12 protein-coding genes are annotated in these 15,104 nt (G+C 63.4%); 6 read left to right on the top strand and 6 right to left on the bottom strand.

The annotated features are described in order from the left end of the window. Positions 1-219 precede the first annotated feature (219 nt). The 6 genes from ADADO0_RS12085 (at position 220) to ADADO0_RS12110 (ending at position 8,311) form a co-directional block, all read left to right on the top strand. Positions 220-1,242 (top strand): ABC transporter substrate-binding protein, encoded by a 1,023-nt coding sequence (locus ADADO0_RS12085; protein WP_511305396.1) that lies wholly within the window; start codon positions 220-222, stop codon positions 1,240-1,242. A 363-nt stretch (positions 1,243-1,605) separates the two neighbouring features. Then, positions 1,606-2,628 carry an ABC transporter substrate-binding protein gene (locus ADADO0_RS12090; protein ID WP_511305397.1) on the top strand — a complete coding sequence of 341 codons (1,023 nt, stop codon included), beginning with the start codon at positions 1,606-1,608 and terminating at the stop codon, positions 2,626-2,628. A gap of 107 nt (positions 2,629-2,735) precedes the next feature. After that, complete coding sequence (locus ADADO0_RS12095; RefSeq protein WP_511305398.1) at positions 2,736-3,755, top strand: ABC transporter substrate-binding protein; 1,020 nt, start codon at positions 2,736-2,738, stop codon at positions 3,753-3,755. 115 nt (positions 3,756-3,870) lie between these two features. Next, complete coding sequence (locus ADADO0_RS12100; RefSeq protein WP_511305399.1) at positions 3,871-5,622, top strand: CocE/NonD family hydrolase; 1,752 nt, start codon at positions 3,871-3,873, stop codon at positions 5,620-5,622. A gap of 177 nt (positions 5,623-5,799) precedes the next feature. Beyond that, entirely contained in the window at positions 5,800-6,960 is a 1,161-nt protein-coding gene (locus ADADO0_RS12105) for a serine hydrolase domain-containing protein (RefSeq protein ID WP_511305400.1), read from the top strand. Between the two features lie 202 nt (positions 6,961-7,162). Next, the gene (locus ADADO0_RS12110) at positions 7,163-8,311 is read left to right on the top strand and encodes an alpha/beta hydrolase family protein (protein WP_511305401.1); all 1,149 of its coding nucleotides are present in this window, start codon (positions 7,163-7,165) and stop codon (positions 8,309-8,311) included. Positions 8,312-8,524: 213 nt separating this feature from the next. Here the strand turns inward: ADADO0_RS12110 and ADADO0_RS12115 are convergent, their stop codons facing one another. The 6 genes from ADADO0_RS12115 to ADADO0_RS12140 form a co-directional block, all read right to left on the bottom strand. Next, positions 8,525-10,072: an acetolactate synthase large subunit gene (locus ADADO0_RS12115; protein ID WP_511305402.1), complete on the bottom strand. Its 1,548-nt coding sequence runs from the start codon at positions 10,070-10,072 to the stop codon at positions 8,525-8,527. A gap of 104 nt (positions 10,073-10,176) precedes the next feature. Then, positions 10,177-11,481: a 4-aminobutyrate--2-oxoglutarate transaminase gene (gabT, locus tag ADADO0_RS12120; RefSeq protein WP_511305403.1), complete on the bottom strand. Its 1,305-nt coding sequence runs from the start codon at positions 11,479-11,481 to the stop codon at positions 10,177-10,179. Further along, positions 11,478-12,470, bottom strand: a complete 993-nt coding sequence (locus ADADO0_RS12125; protein ID WP_511305404.1) for an amidohydrolase family protein — start codon at positions 12,468-12,470, stop codon at positions 11,478-11,480. Before ADADO0_RS12125 ends, gabT begins: the two co-directional genes overlap by 4 nt. Before the next feature lie 21 nt (positions 12,471-12,491). Then, on the bottom strand, positions 12,492-13,187 hold the full coding sequence (locus tag ADADO0_RS12130) for a GntR family transcriptional regulator (protein ID WP_511305405.1): 696 nt from the start codon (positions 13,185-13,187) through the stop codon (positions 12,492-12,494). 68 nt (positions 13,188-13,255) lie between these two features. Continuing rightward, the gene (locus ADADO0_RS12135) at positions 13,256-14,014 is read right to left on the bottom strand and encodes an SDR family NAD(P)-dependent oxidoreductase (protein WP_511305406.1); all 759 of its coding nucleotides are present in this window, start codon (positions 14,012-14,014) and stop codon (positions 13,256-13,258) included. A gap of 117 nt (positions 14,015-14,131) precedes the next feature. Then, positions 14,132-15,076, bottom strand: coding sequence for an ABC transporter substrate-binding protein (locus ADADO0_RS12140; protein ID WP_511305475.1), 945 nt, complete (start codon positions 15,074-15,076; stop codon positions 14,132-14,134). Positions 15,077-15,104 lie beyond the last annotated feature (28 nt).

The following is a 15,104-nucleotide window of genomic DNA, read 5'->3' on the forward strand; positions in this document are numbered from 1 at the left end:
CTCGTGGCGTTCCCTTTTATCAGAATAAAAAACGATCGTATTGTAATTCGATACGAAAACCTCAGAGGGGCGTTTGACGAACGCTTTCCTGGATATCGCGGCCTCCGCCGCCTGTTTCCATGGCGCCGAGCACAATCGGCGTCTGCTCCCTGGACTGCTCCGGCATCTTGGCTGCCCCGTCTGCGCCAGCATGCCCGCCCCAATCTTTAGGAGATCCCCATGAAAGCGTTTCCACGACTTTTGATGGGCCTTGCCGCCCTTGCCTCCACCTCGCTTCTCGCCGTGGCGCCTGCGAGCGCGCTGGACAAGGTGGTGCTGCGCATCAACTTCACGCCCTGGGCCATGCATGCCCAATATTATGCTGCCATCGCCCAGGGCTATTATGCCAAGCAGGGCATCGAGCTTGAGATCCGGCCGCCCTCTGCCGGCCAGAGCAGTGAACTTCTGATCGGCTCGGGCCGCGAACAGTTCGGCGTCGCCAATATCGACAGCTTCGTGAAGGCGCGGGCCAACGGCGTGCCCGTGGTCGCCATCATGGCCGATGAGCCCGACACACCGACCTCGGTGATCACGCTGAAAAGCGCGAATATCACCAAGCCGTCCGATCTGAAGGGCAAGAAGATCACCTGGTTCGCGTCCAACGTGAAGGGCCAGATCGATCCGCTGCTGAAGGCCGGCGGCCTGACGCGCGACGACATTGAGTTCGTGCTGGTCGCGCGCGGCTCGGAGGTGCAACTGGTTGCAGCTGGAAAGATGGACGCGCTGTGGGGCTATGCGTTCGGACAGGCGCTGACGCTGGAAGACAAGGGCTTTCCGGTCAACATCATGCCTCTCAAGGACTATGGGCTGAAAAATTACGGAACGCTGCTCTACACCAACGAGGCGCTGCTCAAGAGCGATCCCGATCTGGTGCGGCGCTTCCTGAAGGCGACGCTCCAGGGCTATATGTGGACCCGTGAGCACATGGAGGCGGCGGTCGCCGAGGTGGTGAAGGTGGCGCCCGACCGCGACCTCAAGCTTGAGACCCGCAAGCTCGCTATCATCTACCAGCTCTACAATGTGCCGGATTTCGCCGAACGCTTCGGCAAGATGAACGACGCCAAGTGGACGACCTCAATCGAAGCCCTCAGCGAGGACATCCCGCAGAAGCCCAAGGCATCGGAGATGTACACCAACCAGTTCGTGGACAGCCTGGACGAGGCTAAGGAACTGGCCGCGGCGATCCGCAAGCCCACCAACTGATCTCTCCGAACGGCATGCTGCACTCGCAGTATGTCGTTGCGGCAACTCTCGGTCGTAGAGGATTCGGCATCGCTGGCGAGACCGGAGATGGCCCGAGAGGTATGTCGGCGCTGGTGTGTTGCTCTCGTGTATTCCCAGCCGCGTACCCAGTTGACAAATGCCACCCGCTGGCGTTCCCTTTCGATGAAAATAAAAACGATCGTATTGTTATACAATACGACAAAATCAGAGGAGCGTTGATGGCTGACGCTTTCTTGGGACGCGCGGTTGCCGCCGCATCGAAAGGCGCGACCTGCCTGCCTGCTTTACCGCTTCCAATGTCGCGCGACATCGGCCTGCGGTCTGTTTCCCATGGAGTGTTCAATGAAAGCGATGAAGCGCCTCGTCCTGGGGCTCGCGGCCCTGGCCTCTGTCTCCACCTTCGCCGTGGCACCTGCAAACGCGCTGGATAAGGTGATCCTCCGCCTGAATTTTTCGCCCTGGGGCATGCACGCCCAGTATTTCGCGGCGCGGGCGCAGGGCTATTACGCCAAGCAGGGCATCGAGCTTGAGATTCTCCCGCCTTCCGCCGGCCAGAGCGGTGAGGCGTTGGTTGCGAGCGGACGTGAGCAGTTCGGCATCGCCAATGCTGACGGCTTCGTGAAGGCGAAGGCGAGTGGCATGCCGATCATCGCCGTCATGGCCGACCAGCCGGACACCCCGGTTTCTGTGATCACCCTGAAGTCCGCGAATATCAATTCGCCCAAGGACCTGAAGGGCAAGAAACTCACCTGGTTCCAGGCCAACGTGAAGGGCCAGCTCGACCCGCTGCTGAAGAAGGGCGGCCTCACCCGCGACGACATCGAGTACATGCTGGTGTCGCGCGGAGCCGAGGTCCAGATGCTCGCCGCCGGCAAGGTGGATGCGCTGTGGGGCTATTCCTTCGGGCAGGCGCTGACGCTGGAAGACAAGGGCTTCCCGGTCAACATCATGGCCATGAAGGACAATGGCCTCGTGAACTACGGCACGGTCATCTACACCAGCGAGGCGCTGGTTAAGTCTGACCCCGGCCTGATCCAGCGTTTCGTGAACGCCACCCTACAGGGCTATATCTGGGCGCAGAAGAACATGGAGCCGGCGGTGGCCGAGGTCATCAAGGCCGCGCCCGACCGCGACCTCAAGCTTGAGACCCGCAAGCTCGAAATCATCTTCACGCTCTACAACTCGCCCGACTTCGCCGAGCGGTTCGGCAAGATGAACGATGCCAAATGGGCGGCCACAATCGATTCTCTGGCGGAAGATCTGCCCACCAAGCCGGCCCCAGCCAGCCTTTACACCAACCAGTTCATCGACGCATCGGACGACGCCAAGACCCTGGCCGCCGCTGTGCGCAAGCCGACCAACTGAAGACCGCGTTTTCCGCCCCGCGATGCCTTGTGCGTCGCGGGGTGCCCCTTTGGGGATCTCGTTTCATTCGTTACGCCGCCGCTCGACTGACTCCAAAGGAGATGCTGATGAAAGCGTTGCCGAAACTGCTGACTGGCATGGCCGTCCTTGTCTCGGCCTCCTGCCTGGCGATGCCCGCCAGCGCGCTGGAGAAGGTGGTCCTGCGCATCAACTTCTCGCCCTGGGCCATGCACGCCCAGTATTACGCTGCGGTCGCGCAGGGTTATTACGCCAAGCAGGGCATTGAGCTGGAAATCCGCCCGGTCGCCTCGGGCCAGAGCGTTGAGGGGCTGGTGGCGAGTGGTTACGAGCATTTCGGCCTGGATAATGCCGATGCCTTCGTTCAGGCGAAGGCTGCCGGCATGCCGATCGTGGCCATCCTCGCCGACCAGCCGGATTCCCCCACCGCCGTCATCACCCTTAAATCTTCCAACATCACCAAGCCGTCCGACCTGAAGGGCAAGAAGATTTCCTGGTTCCAGGCCAACGTTAAGAGCAAGCTAGACCCGCTCCTGAAGACCGCTGGGCTCAGCCGAGACGACATCGAATATGTGATGGTCTCGCGTGGCGCCGAAGTGCAGCTTCTGGCCGCCGGCAAGGTGGATGCGCTGTGGGGGTATGCGTTCGGGCAAGCACTGACGCTGGACGACAAGGGCTTCCCGGTCAACATCATGGCGATGAAAGACAATGGGCTGGTCAATTACGGCACGGTGATCTTTACCAGCGAAGCGCTGATCAAGAGCAACCCGGATCTCGTGAAGCGCTTCGTGAAGGCGACCGTGCAGGGTTACATCTGGACCCGCACCCACCAGTCGGAAGCGGTCGCCGAGGTCATCAAGGTCGCGCCCGACCGTGATCAGAAGCTTGAGACACGCAAGCTGGGCATCATCTTCCAGCTCTATAACGCGCCCGACTATGCCGAACGCTTTGGCAAGATGACCGACGCCAAATGGGCGGCGACCATTGATTCCCTGGCCGAAGACCTTCCGTCCAAGCCGAAGCCGTCCAGCATGTTCACCAACCAGTTCGTGGACGGCGTGGAGGAGACCAAGACCCTCGCGGACGATCTGCGTAAGCCCATCAACTGATTTTCCCCCCGCGCGGCGATCGTTTCGCCGCGCTTTTTCATGACCTTGCGGGACACTCCCGCGCCGACGCGCGCGGGCAACGGCTCCGCATGCCTAAAGCACCGGGAGCACCCCAATGAGCGACGACCAGCACAAGATTGAAGTCCGCGATGGCATGCATGTGGAATGGGATCTGCCCATTCAAATGCCCGACGGTCTCGTGCTTCGTGCGGACATCTTCCGGCCCTTGGGCGAGGGCAAGTATCCGGTGATCCTGCATTATGGTCCTTATGCCAAGGGCCTGCATTTCGAGGACGGCTACAAGAGCGCTTGGTCGCGCATGGTCGCCTCCTTCCCGGAGGTGCTTGAGGGCACCTCGAGCGTCTACCAGAGCTGGGAATTGTGCGACCCCGAGAAATGGGTGCCGGATGGATACATCTGTCTGCGCATCGATTCCCGTGGCGCCGGTCGTTCGCCCGGCTTCCTCGACCCCTTCGGCCCCCAGGAGACGCAGGACCTTCACGACTGCATCGAATGGGCGGGCGTCCAGCCCTGGTCCAACGGTAAGGTCGCGGTGTCCGGCATCTCCTATTATGCCGTGAACCAGTGGCTCGTCGCGCCGCTTCAGCCGCCGCACCTCGCCGCCCTGTGCATCTGGGAAGGCTATTCGGACTTCTACCGTGAGCAGCTTCGCTCCGGCGGCATCCTCAACGAGTTCATGGGCAACTGGTACGAGCGCCAGGTGGTCTCGATGCAGCACGGCCAGGGCGAGCGCAGCAAGAAGAGCCGCGTCACCGGTGAACATGTGGGCGGCCCCGAGACCCTCTCCGAAGAGGAATTGAAGGCCAACCGGATCGACCTGCTCAGCACGATCCGCGACAAGAAGCTGATCGACCAGTTCCACAAGGACCGCTCGCCGGCGGACTTCTCCAAGATCACCGCACCGCTGTTGTCCTCGGGCAATTGGGGCGGCGTTGGCCTGCACACGCGCGGCAATTTCGAGGGCTATCTGAAGGCCGGCACCAAGCAGAAATGGCTTGAGGTGCACGGCGACACCCACTTCTCGCATTTTTATTCCAATTACGGCCTCGCTCTTCAGAAGAAGTTCCTCGGCTATTTCCTCAAGGGTGAGGACACCGGCTGGGACAAGCAGCCGCCCGTGCAGCTCAACATTCGCCACCCCGGCGAAAAGTTCGTGCTTCGCGACGAGCAGGAATGGCCGCTGGCGCGCACGCAGTGGACCAAGTTCTACCTCGATCCCGAGACCATGAAGCTGACGCTGGATAAGCCCGCCACCGAGACCACGCTGACCTACGAGACGATGGGCGACGGGCTTTATTTCACCACCGGTCCGCTGACGGAGCCTATGGAGATCACCGGTCCGCTCGCGGCCAAGCTGTTCCTCTCCTCGCAGACTGAGGATGCCGACGTGTTCCTCGCCATCCGGGTCTATGACACCGAGGGCAAGGAAGTCGTGTTCATCGGCTCCAACGATCCGCGGACCCCGGTCGGCCTCGGCTGGCTGCGCGCGTCGCAGCGCAAGCTTGATCCGGCGCAGAGCCTGCCATATCGGCCCTGGCACACCCACGACGAGACCTGGCCGCTGGAGCCCGGCAAGCCTGTGGAACTCGACGTGGAGATCTGGCCAACCTGCATCGTGCTCCCTGTGGGCTATTCGCTGGTCCTAAACGTGCGCGGCAAGGATTACGAATACGACGGCACGCCGGCCGACCTGCCGTATAATTCCTACAAGATGTATGGCGTCGGCCCGTTCACCCATAACGACCCGGTGGATCGCCCGAAGGACATCTACGGCGGCAAGAACACGCTGCACTTCGGACCGGGCGGCGAGACCTATCTGATGCTGCCTGTCATCCCCATGGCGTGACCTTCTATTTGTCCGCCAGCGCGGTCTACTCCCTCTCCCGCTTGCGGGGGAGGGCTGGGGAGGGGGAAGGGCACACCCTCCCTAATTTCACGGATTGGTAAGGCTTGAGGTGCCCGCTCCCTAACCCTCGCCCGCAAGTGGGAGGGGACTGCATCGCGCTAATTTCGAGGACGCTCCATGCCCGAAACAGAAATCCCCATTCACGGCACCTTCGACTCGGCCTTTGCCAATGTGCGCGAGCAGTTCGAGGAGAATTTCCGTCGGCGTGGCGAGATCGGGGCGGCGGTGGCCGTCTACAAGGACGGCGAGAAGGTCGTGGACCTTTGGGGCGGCTACAAGGACAAGGAGCGCACCAAGCCCTGGGAAGAAGACACCATCGTCATCATGAACTCGATCGCCAAGAGTATGAGTGCGCTGTGCGTGCACATTCTCGTAGATCGGGGTATGGTGGAATTCGACGCGCCGGTGTCCCGCTACTGGCCGGAATTCGCCCAGGCGGGCAAGGAGAAGGTGCTGGTCAAGCATATCCTCTCCCACACCTGCGGCGTGATCTATTGCGATCACGCCTTCCCCGGCTCGATCTTCGACTGGGAGGGCCACATCCGGGCCATGGAGCTTCAGGAGCCTGCCTGGGAGCCGGGCACCAACGGCGCCTATAACTCGCTCAATATCGGCTTCCTGCTGGGGGAGATCGTGCGGCGCGTCACAGGGCGCACCATCGGCACGTTCCTACGCGAGGAGGTGACCAGCCGCCTGGGCGCGGATTACAATATCGGGCTGAAGCCGGAGGAGATCGCGAGGGTCAGCGACCTTCACAAGAATCCGAAGAACGGTTTCGCTTTGGTCGCCAACGAACCGGGCTCTCCGCTCCACCGCACCCGCAAGGCGGTGCCGACGCACTTCTACCAGAACGACATCGAAATCCGCGCCGGCGAGGTGCCCTCGTTCGGCGGCCACGGCAATGCGCGCGCCATGTCCCGCATCTATGCCGCGCTCGCCGCCAACGGCACGCTGGATGGCGTGACGATCCTCAGCCCTGAGGCTGTGGAGCGGGCCAGCCAACTCGTGTGGGAACACGACTGCATGATGACCCGCCGCTACATGCGCATGGGTTACGGCTTCATGCACAATGAAAATGGCACCGTGCCCATGGGCAGCAACCCTAGGGCATTCGGCCACACCGGCACGGCGGGCGCCTTCGCCTGGGCTGACCGCGACCGCAACATGAGCTTCGCCTATTGCACCAATTTCCAGCGCGAGGGACCCGGCATCGGCGCGCGCGGTGCGAGCCTTGGTGTTGCAGCTGGCGGCGGCCCGGCACCGAGCTGGTTGACCTGAAGGTTCGCCGCCGTCGGTCCCCTCTCCCGCTTGCGGGGGAGGGTTAGGGAGGGGGCACTTCTAGCCGCCAGGATCAAACCTCCCCGTTTTTGCGCCCAGCCTTTCCCCCTCCCCAGCCCTCCCCCGCAAGCGGGAGAGGGGGGTTACGTCGGCAAGGGGAGGGAACTTCGCCCCGTTCCAATCGCCTGCCCCTGAGGCCGTCATGTTTGAATATTTCCGCGGCAATTATCCCTGGAATCTCGCCATCAATGCCGCGCTCAACAACGGCGCAAACATGAACGAGATCGACGAGGTCTGCCGGCCGCTGGTGGAGAAGGCGGGCGATGGCGTCGCGGCCTCGGGCGATTGGGGACGAGCCTGGGCGAAGCTCGGCGCGCGGATGGAGGGTCTCGCCGAGATCGACGAAGCGGCCGGCCATAAGCGGAGCGCGGGGCGCAAATTCCGTCGTGCGGCGCTCTACGATCTGGTCGCCGAGCGCAACATGAGTTCGGAAGACCCCCTGCGCCTGGAATTCTACAAGACGGCGCTGACGATGTTCCGCAAGTTCGTGGAGCTGACGGGCGAGCCAGTGGAATATGTCGAGGTGCCTTACCAAGGCAGCACTCTGCCGGCGTTGTTCATTCCGGCTAAGGGTGTTGAGGGGCCGGCGCCCTGCATGATCCACTTCGACGGCTTCGACGTGATGAAGGAAATTCTCTACCTGCGCGGCATCGCCACCGAGCTGCGCGAGCGGGGCATTTCGGTGCTTCTGGTGGATCACCCCGGCGTCGGCGAGGCGCTGCGCCTAAAGGGCATGAAGCTGTTTCCCGAGACTGAAGTGCCCGCAGGTGCCTGCATCGACTACCTGGAAACCCGCGCCGAGGTGGACCCGAAGAAGATCGGCATCATCGCCATCAGCCTAGGCGGGTATTTCGCACCGCGCGCGGCCTCGTTCGAGAAACGCCTCGCCTGCTGCGTCGCCTGGGGCGCCATCTGGGACTATGGCGCCGTCTCGGAGAGCCGGGCCAAGCAGCTCGAAGGCAAGGCTCTTTCCGTCTCCGATTGGGTGGACCACGTCAAATACGTCTTCGGCACCGAGACGGTGGAACAGGCGCTGGCCATCACTCACCGCATGACGCTGGAAGGCGTGATCGAGAATCTGACATGCCCGTTGCTGATCACCCACGGCGCGGCGGACCGGCAGATTCCCTTGGCCGACGCCCATAAGACCTTCGAGGCCGCGATCAATTCGTCCCGCCGTGAACTGAAGATATTCACAGCGGAGGAGGGCGGCGTCGAGCACTGCCAGGTCGACAATGCCGGTAACGGCACCGACTATATGTGTGACTGGATCATGGATGTGCTGAAGTAGGGGTCGTGTTGCCCCGGACAAGCGAGCGCCCAGCGCGAGCGCTGATCCGGGGCCCAGCGCAGAAGTCCGGCGAAGCCGTCGATCCGCGATCAGCGTAAAGAGCATGTCCATGGCGTGGCACCGGACATGGGTTGAAGCGCCTTCGGCAATCCCTTGCGCTGGACCCCGGATTTACACTCCGGCTACGCCGTCGTTTGTCCGGGGAAAGAAACTTCAGATCACCGCCTCGATCAAAAATGGCCCGCTCGCCTTCAGCGCCGCGTCGAACAGGTCGGCGAACTCCTCGATCGTCGTGGCGCGGGCGGCGTCCACGCCCATGCCATTCGCCAGCGACACCCAGTCGAGATCCGGATCGTTCAGGTTCAGCATGCGACTGGCGTTACGGCCGAAGGCGTTGACGCCGACGTTGCGCATCTCGCCCTGGAGGATCGCATAGGCGCGGTTGGAATAGACGATGGTCACCACGTCCAGCTTCTCGCGCGCCTGGGTCCAGAGCCCCTGCACCGTGTACATGCCGCTGCCGTCCGCCTGGAGCGTCACCACCTTGCGGCCAGGGGAGGCGACAGCGGCGCCGGTCGCCAAAGGAATGCCGATGCCGATGGCGCCGCCCGTAATGGGTAGATGGTCATGCGGCGCCATTCCGGGTGCCAGCATGGGGAAGCGGCCGATCGAGGTCAGTGCCTCGTCACAGATGATCGCACCGTCTGGCAAGGCACGCGCCACTGCGACGGAGATGGCGTCAGGGGTGAGGGCGCCGGTGGGCCTGGGCAGGTCACGCGCGGTCCATCCGCTTGTGGCGGGCGCTGCGCGTGAGGCGCCAAGTTCATCGGCCAGCGCGGCGAGCGTGCCGGCGAGGTCTTCGCCTTGGCTGGCGAGTTGGATCACCTCGCAGCCCGGTGGCAGGAGCAGGCCAGGCTTGCCGGGATAGGCGAAGAAGCCCACCGGCGCGCGAGCGCCGATGCAGACCACAAGCTGGAAATCGGCCAGCGCCGCGATGGCCATGTCGATGGGGTAAGGCACCGGGCGCGCCGCCACCCGACCGGCGCCGCGCTGGCCGCGACCCGAAACCTGAGAGAGAAGCGCTGCACCGGTCGCGGCGGAGATGCGGCCCGCATCCACCAGTGCATCCTCGCGCAAGGCACCACCGGCCAGCAGCAGGGCGGCCTTGCGGCCATCGCGCAGGGCGAGGGCGGCGATCTTCACCTGGTCCGCTGGAGCTGCCTGCGGCGCGGGAACGGAAGTCGGAGCGAGAGGCGTGTCCTTTGCCTCGCCCCATGCAGCGTCGGCTGGCAGAATCATGGTCGCGATGCCGGGCGTCGACATGGCGGCGACATAGGCGTCTGCGCAGGTGCGGGACACGTCGTCCGGCCCCTCCGCCCGCCCGACCCAGTGAGACATGGGGCGGGCGAGGCTCTCGATATCCGTGGTCAGCGGCGCGTCATATTGCAGATGGTAGCTGGCATGATCGCCCACCACGTTGATCATCGGCGTGCGGGCGCGCTTGGCGTTGTGGATGTTGGCAAGGCCGTTGGCGAGGCCCGGCCCCAGGTGGAGCAGCGTCGCCGCCGGCTTTTCCGCCATGCGGGCATAACCGTCCGCTGCCCCGGTCACCACGCCCTCGAACAGGCCGAGCACACAGCGCATCTGCGGCTTGCGGTCCAGAGCCGCAACGAAATGCATCTCCGACGTGCCCGGATTGGCGAAGCAGACATCGACGCCGTTCACCAGCAGTGTGTCGCACAGACGATCGGCGCCGTTCATTACTCAACTCCTGCGCGGTCTTGGGGATGTGGGGTAAAGGGCGGTCGCTATCGACCACGCCGCCATGCCTAGGCACGACGGCGTGTCCGACCGCCAGCCATGTCTCAGGCCGCGATGGCCGGTGAGGCGGAGAAAGCCGCCTCGATGGACTGCTCCAGGATGGCCAGGCCCTCGTCCAGCGTGTCGAAGCCGATGGTTAGCGGAGTGAGGATGCGCACCACATTGGCCCGTGTGCCGCAGGTCAAAAGGATGAGGCCGCGCTTCTCCGCTTCCTCGACAATCTTATTGGTGAGAGCGGGCGCGGCCTGCTTGGAGGCGCGATCTTCCACCAGTTCAAACGCGATCATCGCCCCCATGCCGCGCACGTCGCCGATCCGCTCCATGCCCTGGCGCTCGGCGAGGGACTTCAGCATGGCGGTGATGCGTGCGCCAACCTCCTTGGCGCGGGCGCACAGGTCTTCCTCGGCCATCACGTCCAGCACCGCGTTCGCTGCCGCCAGCGCCATCGGGTTGCCGCCGTAGGTGCCGCCGAGGCCGCCGGGATGAGCTGCGGACATGATGTCCGCGCGCCCCACCAGCGCCGAGATCGGAAAGCCGCCGCCGAGGCCCTTGGCGAGGGTGATGAGGTCCGGCTTAACGCCCGCCTGCTCGATGCAGAACATGGAGCCGGTGCGGCCCATGCCGGACTGGATTTCGTCGGCAATGAAGACGATGCCGTGGCGGGTCGCGATCTCGCGCAGGCGCACCAGGAAATCGACGGGGGCGACATTGAAACCGCCTTCACCCTGCACCGGCTCGACGATCATGGCTGCGACGCGCTCGGGGTCTACGTCCGAGGCGAACAGCCGCTCGATATCGGCAATGGCATCCTCGGTGGTGATACCCAGGAACGGGTTCGGGAATGCGGCGTGATAGATCTCGCCTGGGAACGGACCGAAATTGCGCTTGTACGGCATCACCTTGCCGGTCAACGACATGCCCAGCAGGGTGCGCCCATGGAATGCGCCGGAGAAAGCCAGGATGCCCGACCGTTTGGTGAAAGCGCGGGCGACCTTGATGGCGTTCTCCACCGCTTCGGCGCCCGTACTCACGAACATGGAGCGGTTTTCGGCGCCGGTGGGCGCAATGGCGTTCAGCCGCTCCGCGAGATTGATGTAGCCCTCATAGGGGGCGACGTGGAAACAGGTGTGGGTGAACGCCTCGGCCTGTTCCATCACCGCCTTCATCACCTTGGGATGGCGGTGGCCGGTGTTCACCACGGCAATGCCGGCGGCGAAATCGATGAAGCGCTTGCCATCCACGTCCCAGATTTCCGCGTTCTGGGCACGCGCCGCATAGATCTTGCGGGTTGCGACACCGCCCGCGACGGCGGCGGACTGGCGCTCCATGAGCTGAGCTGAGAGGGTCATGCCGAAAACTTTCCGAAAAGCGAGATAGCGTTTGACGTGAGGATCTTCTCGCGCCCGGCCGCGTCGAGGCCATGGCAGGCATCAACGATGGCGAGCGGATCTTCATCGCCCATGTCGAAAGGATAGTCCGTGCCCAGCATCACCTTGTCGATGCCGGCCACGCCGATCAAGGCTTCGAGATGATCGGCCCGGAACACGCAGGTGTCGAACCACATGCGCGGGAGGTAAGCGCTCGGCGGCTCCGCCGTCAGCTTGCGCACCTCGGGCCGCACCTTCCAGGCATGGTCGAGCCGGCCAACGTAATAAGGCAGGTACCCTCCGCCGTGGGCGATCACCACCTTCAGGCCGGGATACCGGTCCAGCACTCCACCGCTGATGAGGTGCATGCCCGCGATCACTTCCTCGATCGGCTGGCCGACGCTGTTGATCATGAAGAACGGCGACAGGCGCTGGCCGTGTGAAAAGCCCAGCGGGTGCAGGAAGATCGGCACGCCGAGCTTTTCGAGCCGTGCCCAGATCGGCGCGAGGGCGGGATCGGACAGTTCCTGCTCGTTCACGCGGGTGTCGATCTGAAAGCCGCGCAGGCCGAGTTCCTCGACGCCGCGCGTCGCCTCGTCGGCGGCACGTTCAGGATAGGCCATGGGCAGGGTGCCGAGCGCCAGGAAGTGGGCGGGGTCTCCGGCGACGACGCCCGCGATATGGTCGTTCTGAACGCGGCTGATCTCGACCAGCAGGTCCTCGTCTGCCCAGTAATGCTGTTGCGCCGGGGCGGGGGCGATGACCTGCGCGTCCACCCGCATGGCCTTCATGTCGGCGCGGCGCACCTCAAGGTCGGAGAATTTTGGGCGGTAGATGTCGCGCTTGCTGCCGTCCGTCACCAGGCTGTCCGGGGACATGTCGCGGCGGTAGGGATTGACCGGTGCGTTCTTGCCCGCAACCAGCTTTTCCACATCCGGGCAGAGGGTATGGGTGTGCATGTCGATGATCATTGATTGAATTCCCGGTGGCGCTCAACGCGCGGTACCGTCCTCTTCTTTGTTCTCGGCATCTGCCGACATCAGGTTCTTGATGGCTTCAAGGTTGAACTGAGCGTGGCGGCGGCTTAGGTCGCGCAGGCCCGCAAAGTCTTGGGCCTCGATCAGTTTGATCATCTGGTCGTGCTGGTTGGTCGCCTCGGTGACGAAGTCCAGGCCGCGCTCGAACACCTGGGAGGCGCGCTCGCCGCGATCCCAGACGTCGTTGATAATGGCGACAAGCTTCTCGTTCGGGCAGAAGCCGAGGATGATGCGGTGAAACAGGCGGTTCAGTTCTGAATAGCGCGCGGCGGTCTTGGCCTTGCGCCGGTCGGTCATTTCCGCGTTGACGGACTTGAGCTGCTTCACCGCGGCCTTGTCGATGAAAGGCGTAGCGAGGAAATTCGCCTCCGGCTCAAGCAGGGTGCGGATCTGTGTGTATTCGAGGATCTCGTCCACCCGCAGCTTGGTGACATAGGCGCCGCTGTGAGGGATGAGTTCGACGAAGCCACGCGCCTCGAGCGAGCGGAATGCCTCGCGCACGGGGATCTCGCTGCATCTGAACTCGTCGGCCACCGCTTTCAGCAGAAGGCGTGCGCCGGGCTGAAGGCTACCCTCGAGGATGCGTTGCTTCAGTTCGGTGAAAACCACCTGGGTCTTGGTCTGGAAATCCGCCGGCTGCACCCTGGTCATGGAACGCACCTTCGTGGAGATGGCCCGACCAGACCGGGCGCCGCGCACGGCCGATCGAGAATCAAGCATCACGGCATATACCAGCCGCCGTTGACGTCCAGAATGGCTCCTGTGACATAGCTCGCATCCTCAGATGCAAGGTAGAGCGCGCAGGCCGCCACTTCCGTAGGGACGCCAAGGCGTCCGGCGGGAATGAAGGTGTCGATGAGCGCATCGGACGTGCCCTCGGACGTGTTCATTTCCGTGGCGATGCGGCCGGGCGCTATGACGTTGACCGTGACGCCGGATCGGGATACTTCCAGCGCTAGCGTACGGGACATGCCGATCAGCCCCGCCTTGGACGCGGAATAGTGCATTCCGTTGATCCGCGAGCCGACCCGCCCGCCCATGGAGGACATGTTGATGACACGCCCCCAGCCGGCTTCCATCATCAGCGGCACGAAGGCGCGCGCGAACAGGAAGGCGCCGGTGAGGTTTACTGCGATGACCCGGCTCCAATCGTCCAGGGAAAGCTGGAGCGCGGGGACTTTCTGCCCCTGCTTGCGCAACACGATGCCGGCATTGTTGACGAGGATGTCGACCCTGCCGTGGCGGCTGATAACCTCTGCCGCGAGCGCGGCGACCCCGGCCTCGTCGGAGACATCGCAGACCAGACCTTCGGCCTTGAATCCTTCTGCAACAAGTTCCGCCGCGAAGGCGGACGCACGGTCGGACTGATCGACAACGATCACCGTGGCTCCGGCCTCGGCGAGGCGGCGGCAGATCTGCCGGCCGATTGACCCGGCGCCGCCGGTGACGAGGGCGATGCGGCTGTCATGCATACCCATAGTTTTTCTACTCCGGGCTGGCGCTAATTAAGACAAAGGCTTTTGGGCGCGCGCGGGCGCGCGTCATCGTTGGTGTTAGTCAAAAGGCGGCCGGCGCGCGCCGGCCGCCTTCTTGCCTCATTGCGTCCCGGTGGACTTGATCTTCTGCGCGAGTTCCGAGGTTTCCTTCGCGCCGTCGATGAACTGGTTGGTGTACATGTCGGACGGCTTGAGGGGTTGGCCGAGATCGCCCGCGTCCTTCAGATAGTCGATGGTGGATTGCCACCTGTCGTCGTTCATCTTGCCGAAGCGCTCGGCGAAGTCCGGGGACTTGTAGAACTGGCTATGGATAATCTTGAGCTTCGTCGTCTCAAGCTTCTGGTCGCGGTCCGGTGAGACCTTGATGACCTCCGCCACCGCGGCGTCTGGATTGTCGATGGCGGCCGAGATCGACCGGGCGGTTGCCCTGACGAAGCGCTGCACAAGGTCGGGGTTGGTCTTGATCAGGTTCTCGTTGGTGTAGATCAACACCCCGTAGAACTTCACGCCGTAGTCCTTGAGCGCCATCATGTTCGTGGGGAAACCGCGCATCTCCATGGTCAGCGGCTGGCCGTGGATTTGCGCCCACATCACGTCCACCTGCCGTGCGGCGAGCATCTGCGTTTCCGTGCCCGGGGCGATCGTGAGGAATTCGATGTCATTGATCGTCAGACCCCCAGCCTTAAGCAGCGGGAGGAGAAGGCCTTTCACGTTCTGGTGGAACCAGGAGATCTTCTTGCCCTTCAACTGGCTTGGCTGCGTGATGTTGTCGGACTTGTGCGACGCTACCCCGAACGGCGTGTCCGGCTGTTCCGCCATAATCGCGACGATCGGCAGGCCGCTGCCCTTGGCACGGGTGAAGGCATCGGCATTGGTGACGCCGAACTGCTCGCGGCCCGAGGCGATGAAGCCTTCGTTCTGCTGTCCAGCGGAAGGCGGACGGATCTCAAGATCGATCCCTTCGTCCCGGTAGAAGCCCTTGGCTATGCCGTAAAAGTAAGGGGCATGCATGCCCCATGGCGTGAAATTGATGCGCAGAATCACCTTGTCCAAAGGCTTCTGCGTCTGCGCC

Source organism: Aquabacter sp. (genome assembly GCF_965279295.1).
Lineage (GTDB): Bacteria > Pseudomonadota > Alphaproteobacteria > Rhizobiales > Xanthobacteraceae > Aquabacter.

Bases quoted from the DNA above. Each gene is read 5' to 3' on its own strand.
- ADADO0_RS12110 (WP_511305401.1), top strand. From the start codon at position 7,163: ATGTTTGAATATTTCCGCGGCAATTATCCCTGGAATCTCGCCATCAAT.
- ADADO0_RS12085 (WP_511305396.1), top strand. From the start codon at position 220: ATGAAAGCGTTTCCACGACTTTTGATGGGCCTTGCCGCCCTTGCCTCC.
- gabT (WP_511305403.1), bottom strand. From the start codon at position 11,481: ATGACCCTCTCAGCTCAGCTCATGGAGCGCCAGTCCGCCGCCGTCGCG.
- ADADO0_RS12130 (WP_511305405.1), bottom strand. From the start codon at position 13,187: ATGACCAGGGTGCAGCCGGCGGATTTCCAGACCAAGACCCAGGTGGTT.
- ADADO0_RS12095 (WP_511305398.1), top strand. From the start codon at position 2,736: ATGAAAGCGTTGCCGAAACTGCTGACTGGCATGGCCGTCCTTGTCTCG.
- ADADO0_RS12100 (WP_511305399.1), top strand. From the start codon at position 3,871: ATGAGCGACGACCAGCACAAGATTGAAGTCCGCGATGGCATGCATGTG.
- ADADO0_RS12135 (WP_511305406.1), bottom strand. From the start codon at position 14,014: ATGGGTATGCATGACAGCCGCATCGCCCTCGTCACCGGCGGCGCCGGG.
- ADADO0_RS12115 (WP_511305402.1), bottom strand. From the start codon at position 10,072: ATGAACGGCGCCGATCGTCTGTGCGACACACTGCTGGTGAACGGCGTC.
- ADADO0_RS12125 (WP_511305404.1), bottom strand. From the start codon at position 12,470: ATGATCATCGACATGCACACCCATACCCTCTGCCCGGATGTGGAAAAG.
- ADADO0_RS12105 (WP_511305400.1), top strand. From the start codon at position 5,800: ATGCCCGAAACAGAAATCCCCATTCACGGCACCTTCGACTCGGCCTTT.
- ADADO0_RS12090 (WP_511305397.1), top strand. From the start codon at position 1,606: ATGAAAGCGATGAAGCGCCTCGTCCTGGGGCTCGCGGCCCTGGCCTCT.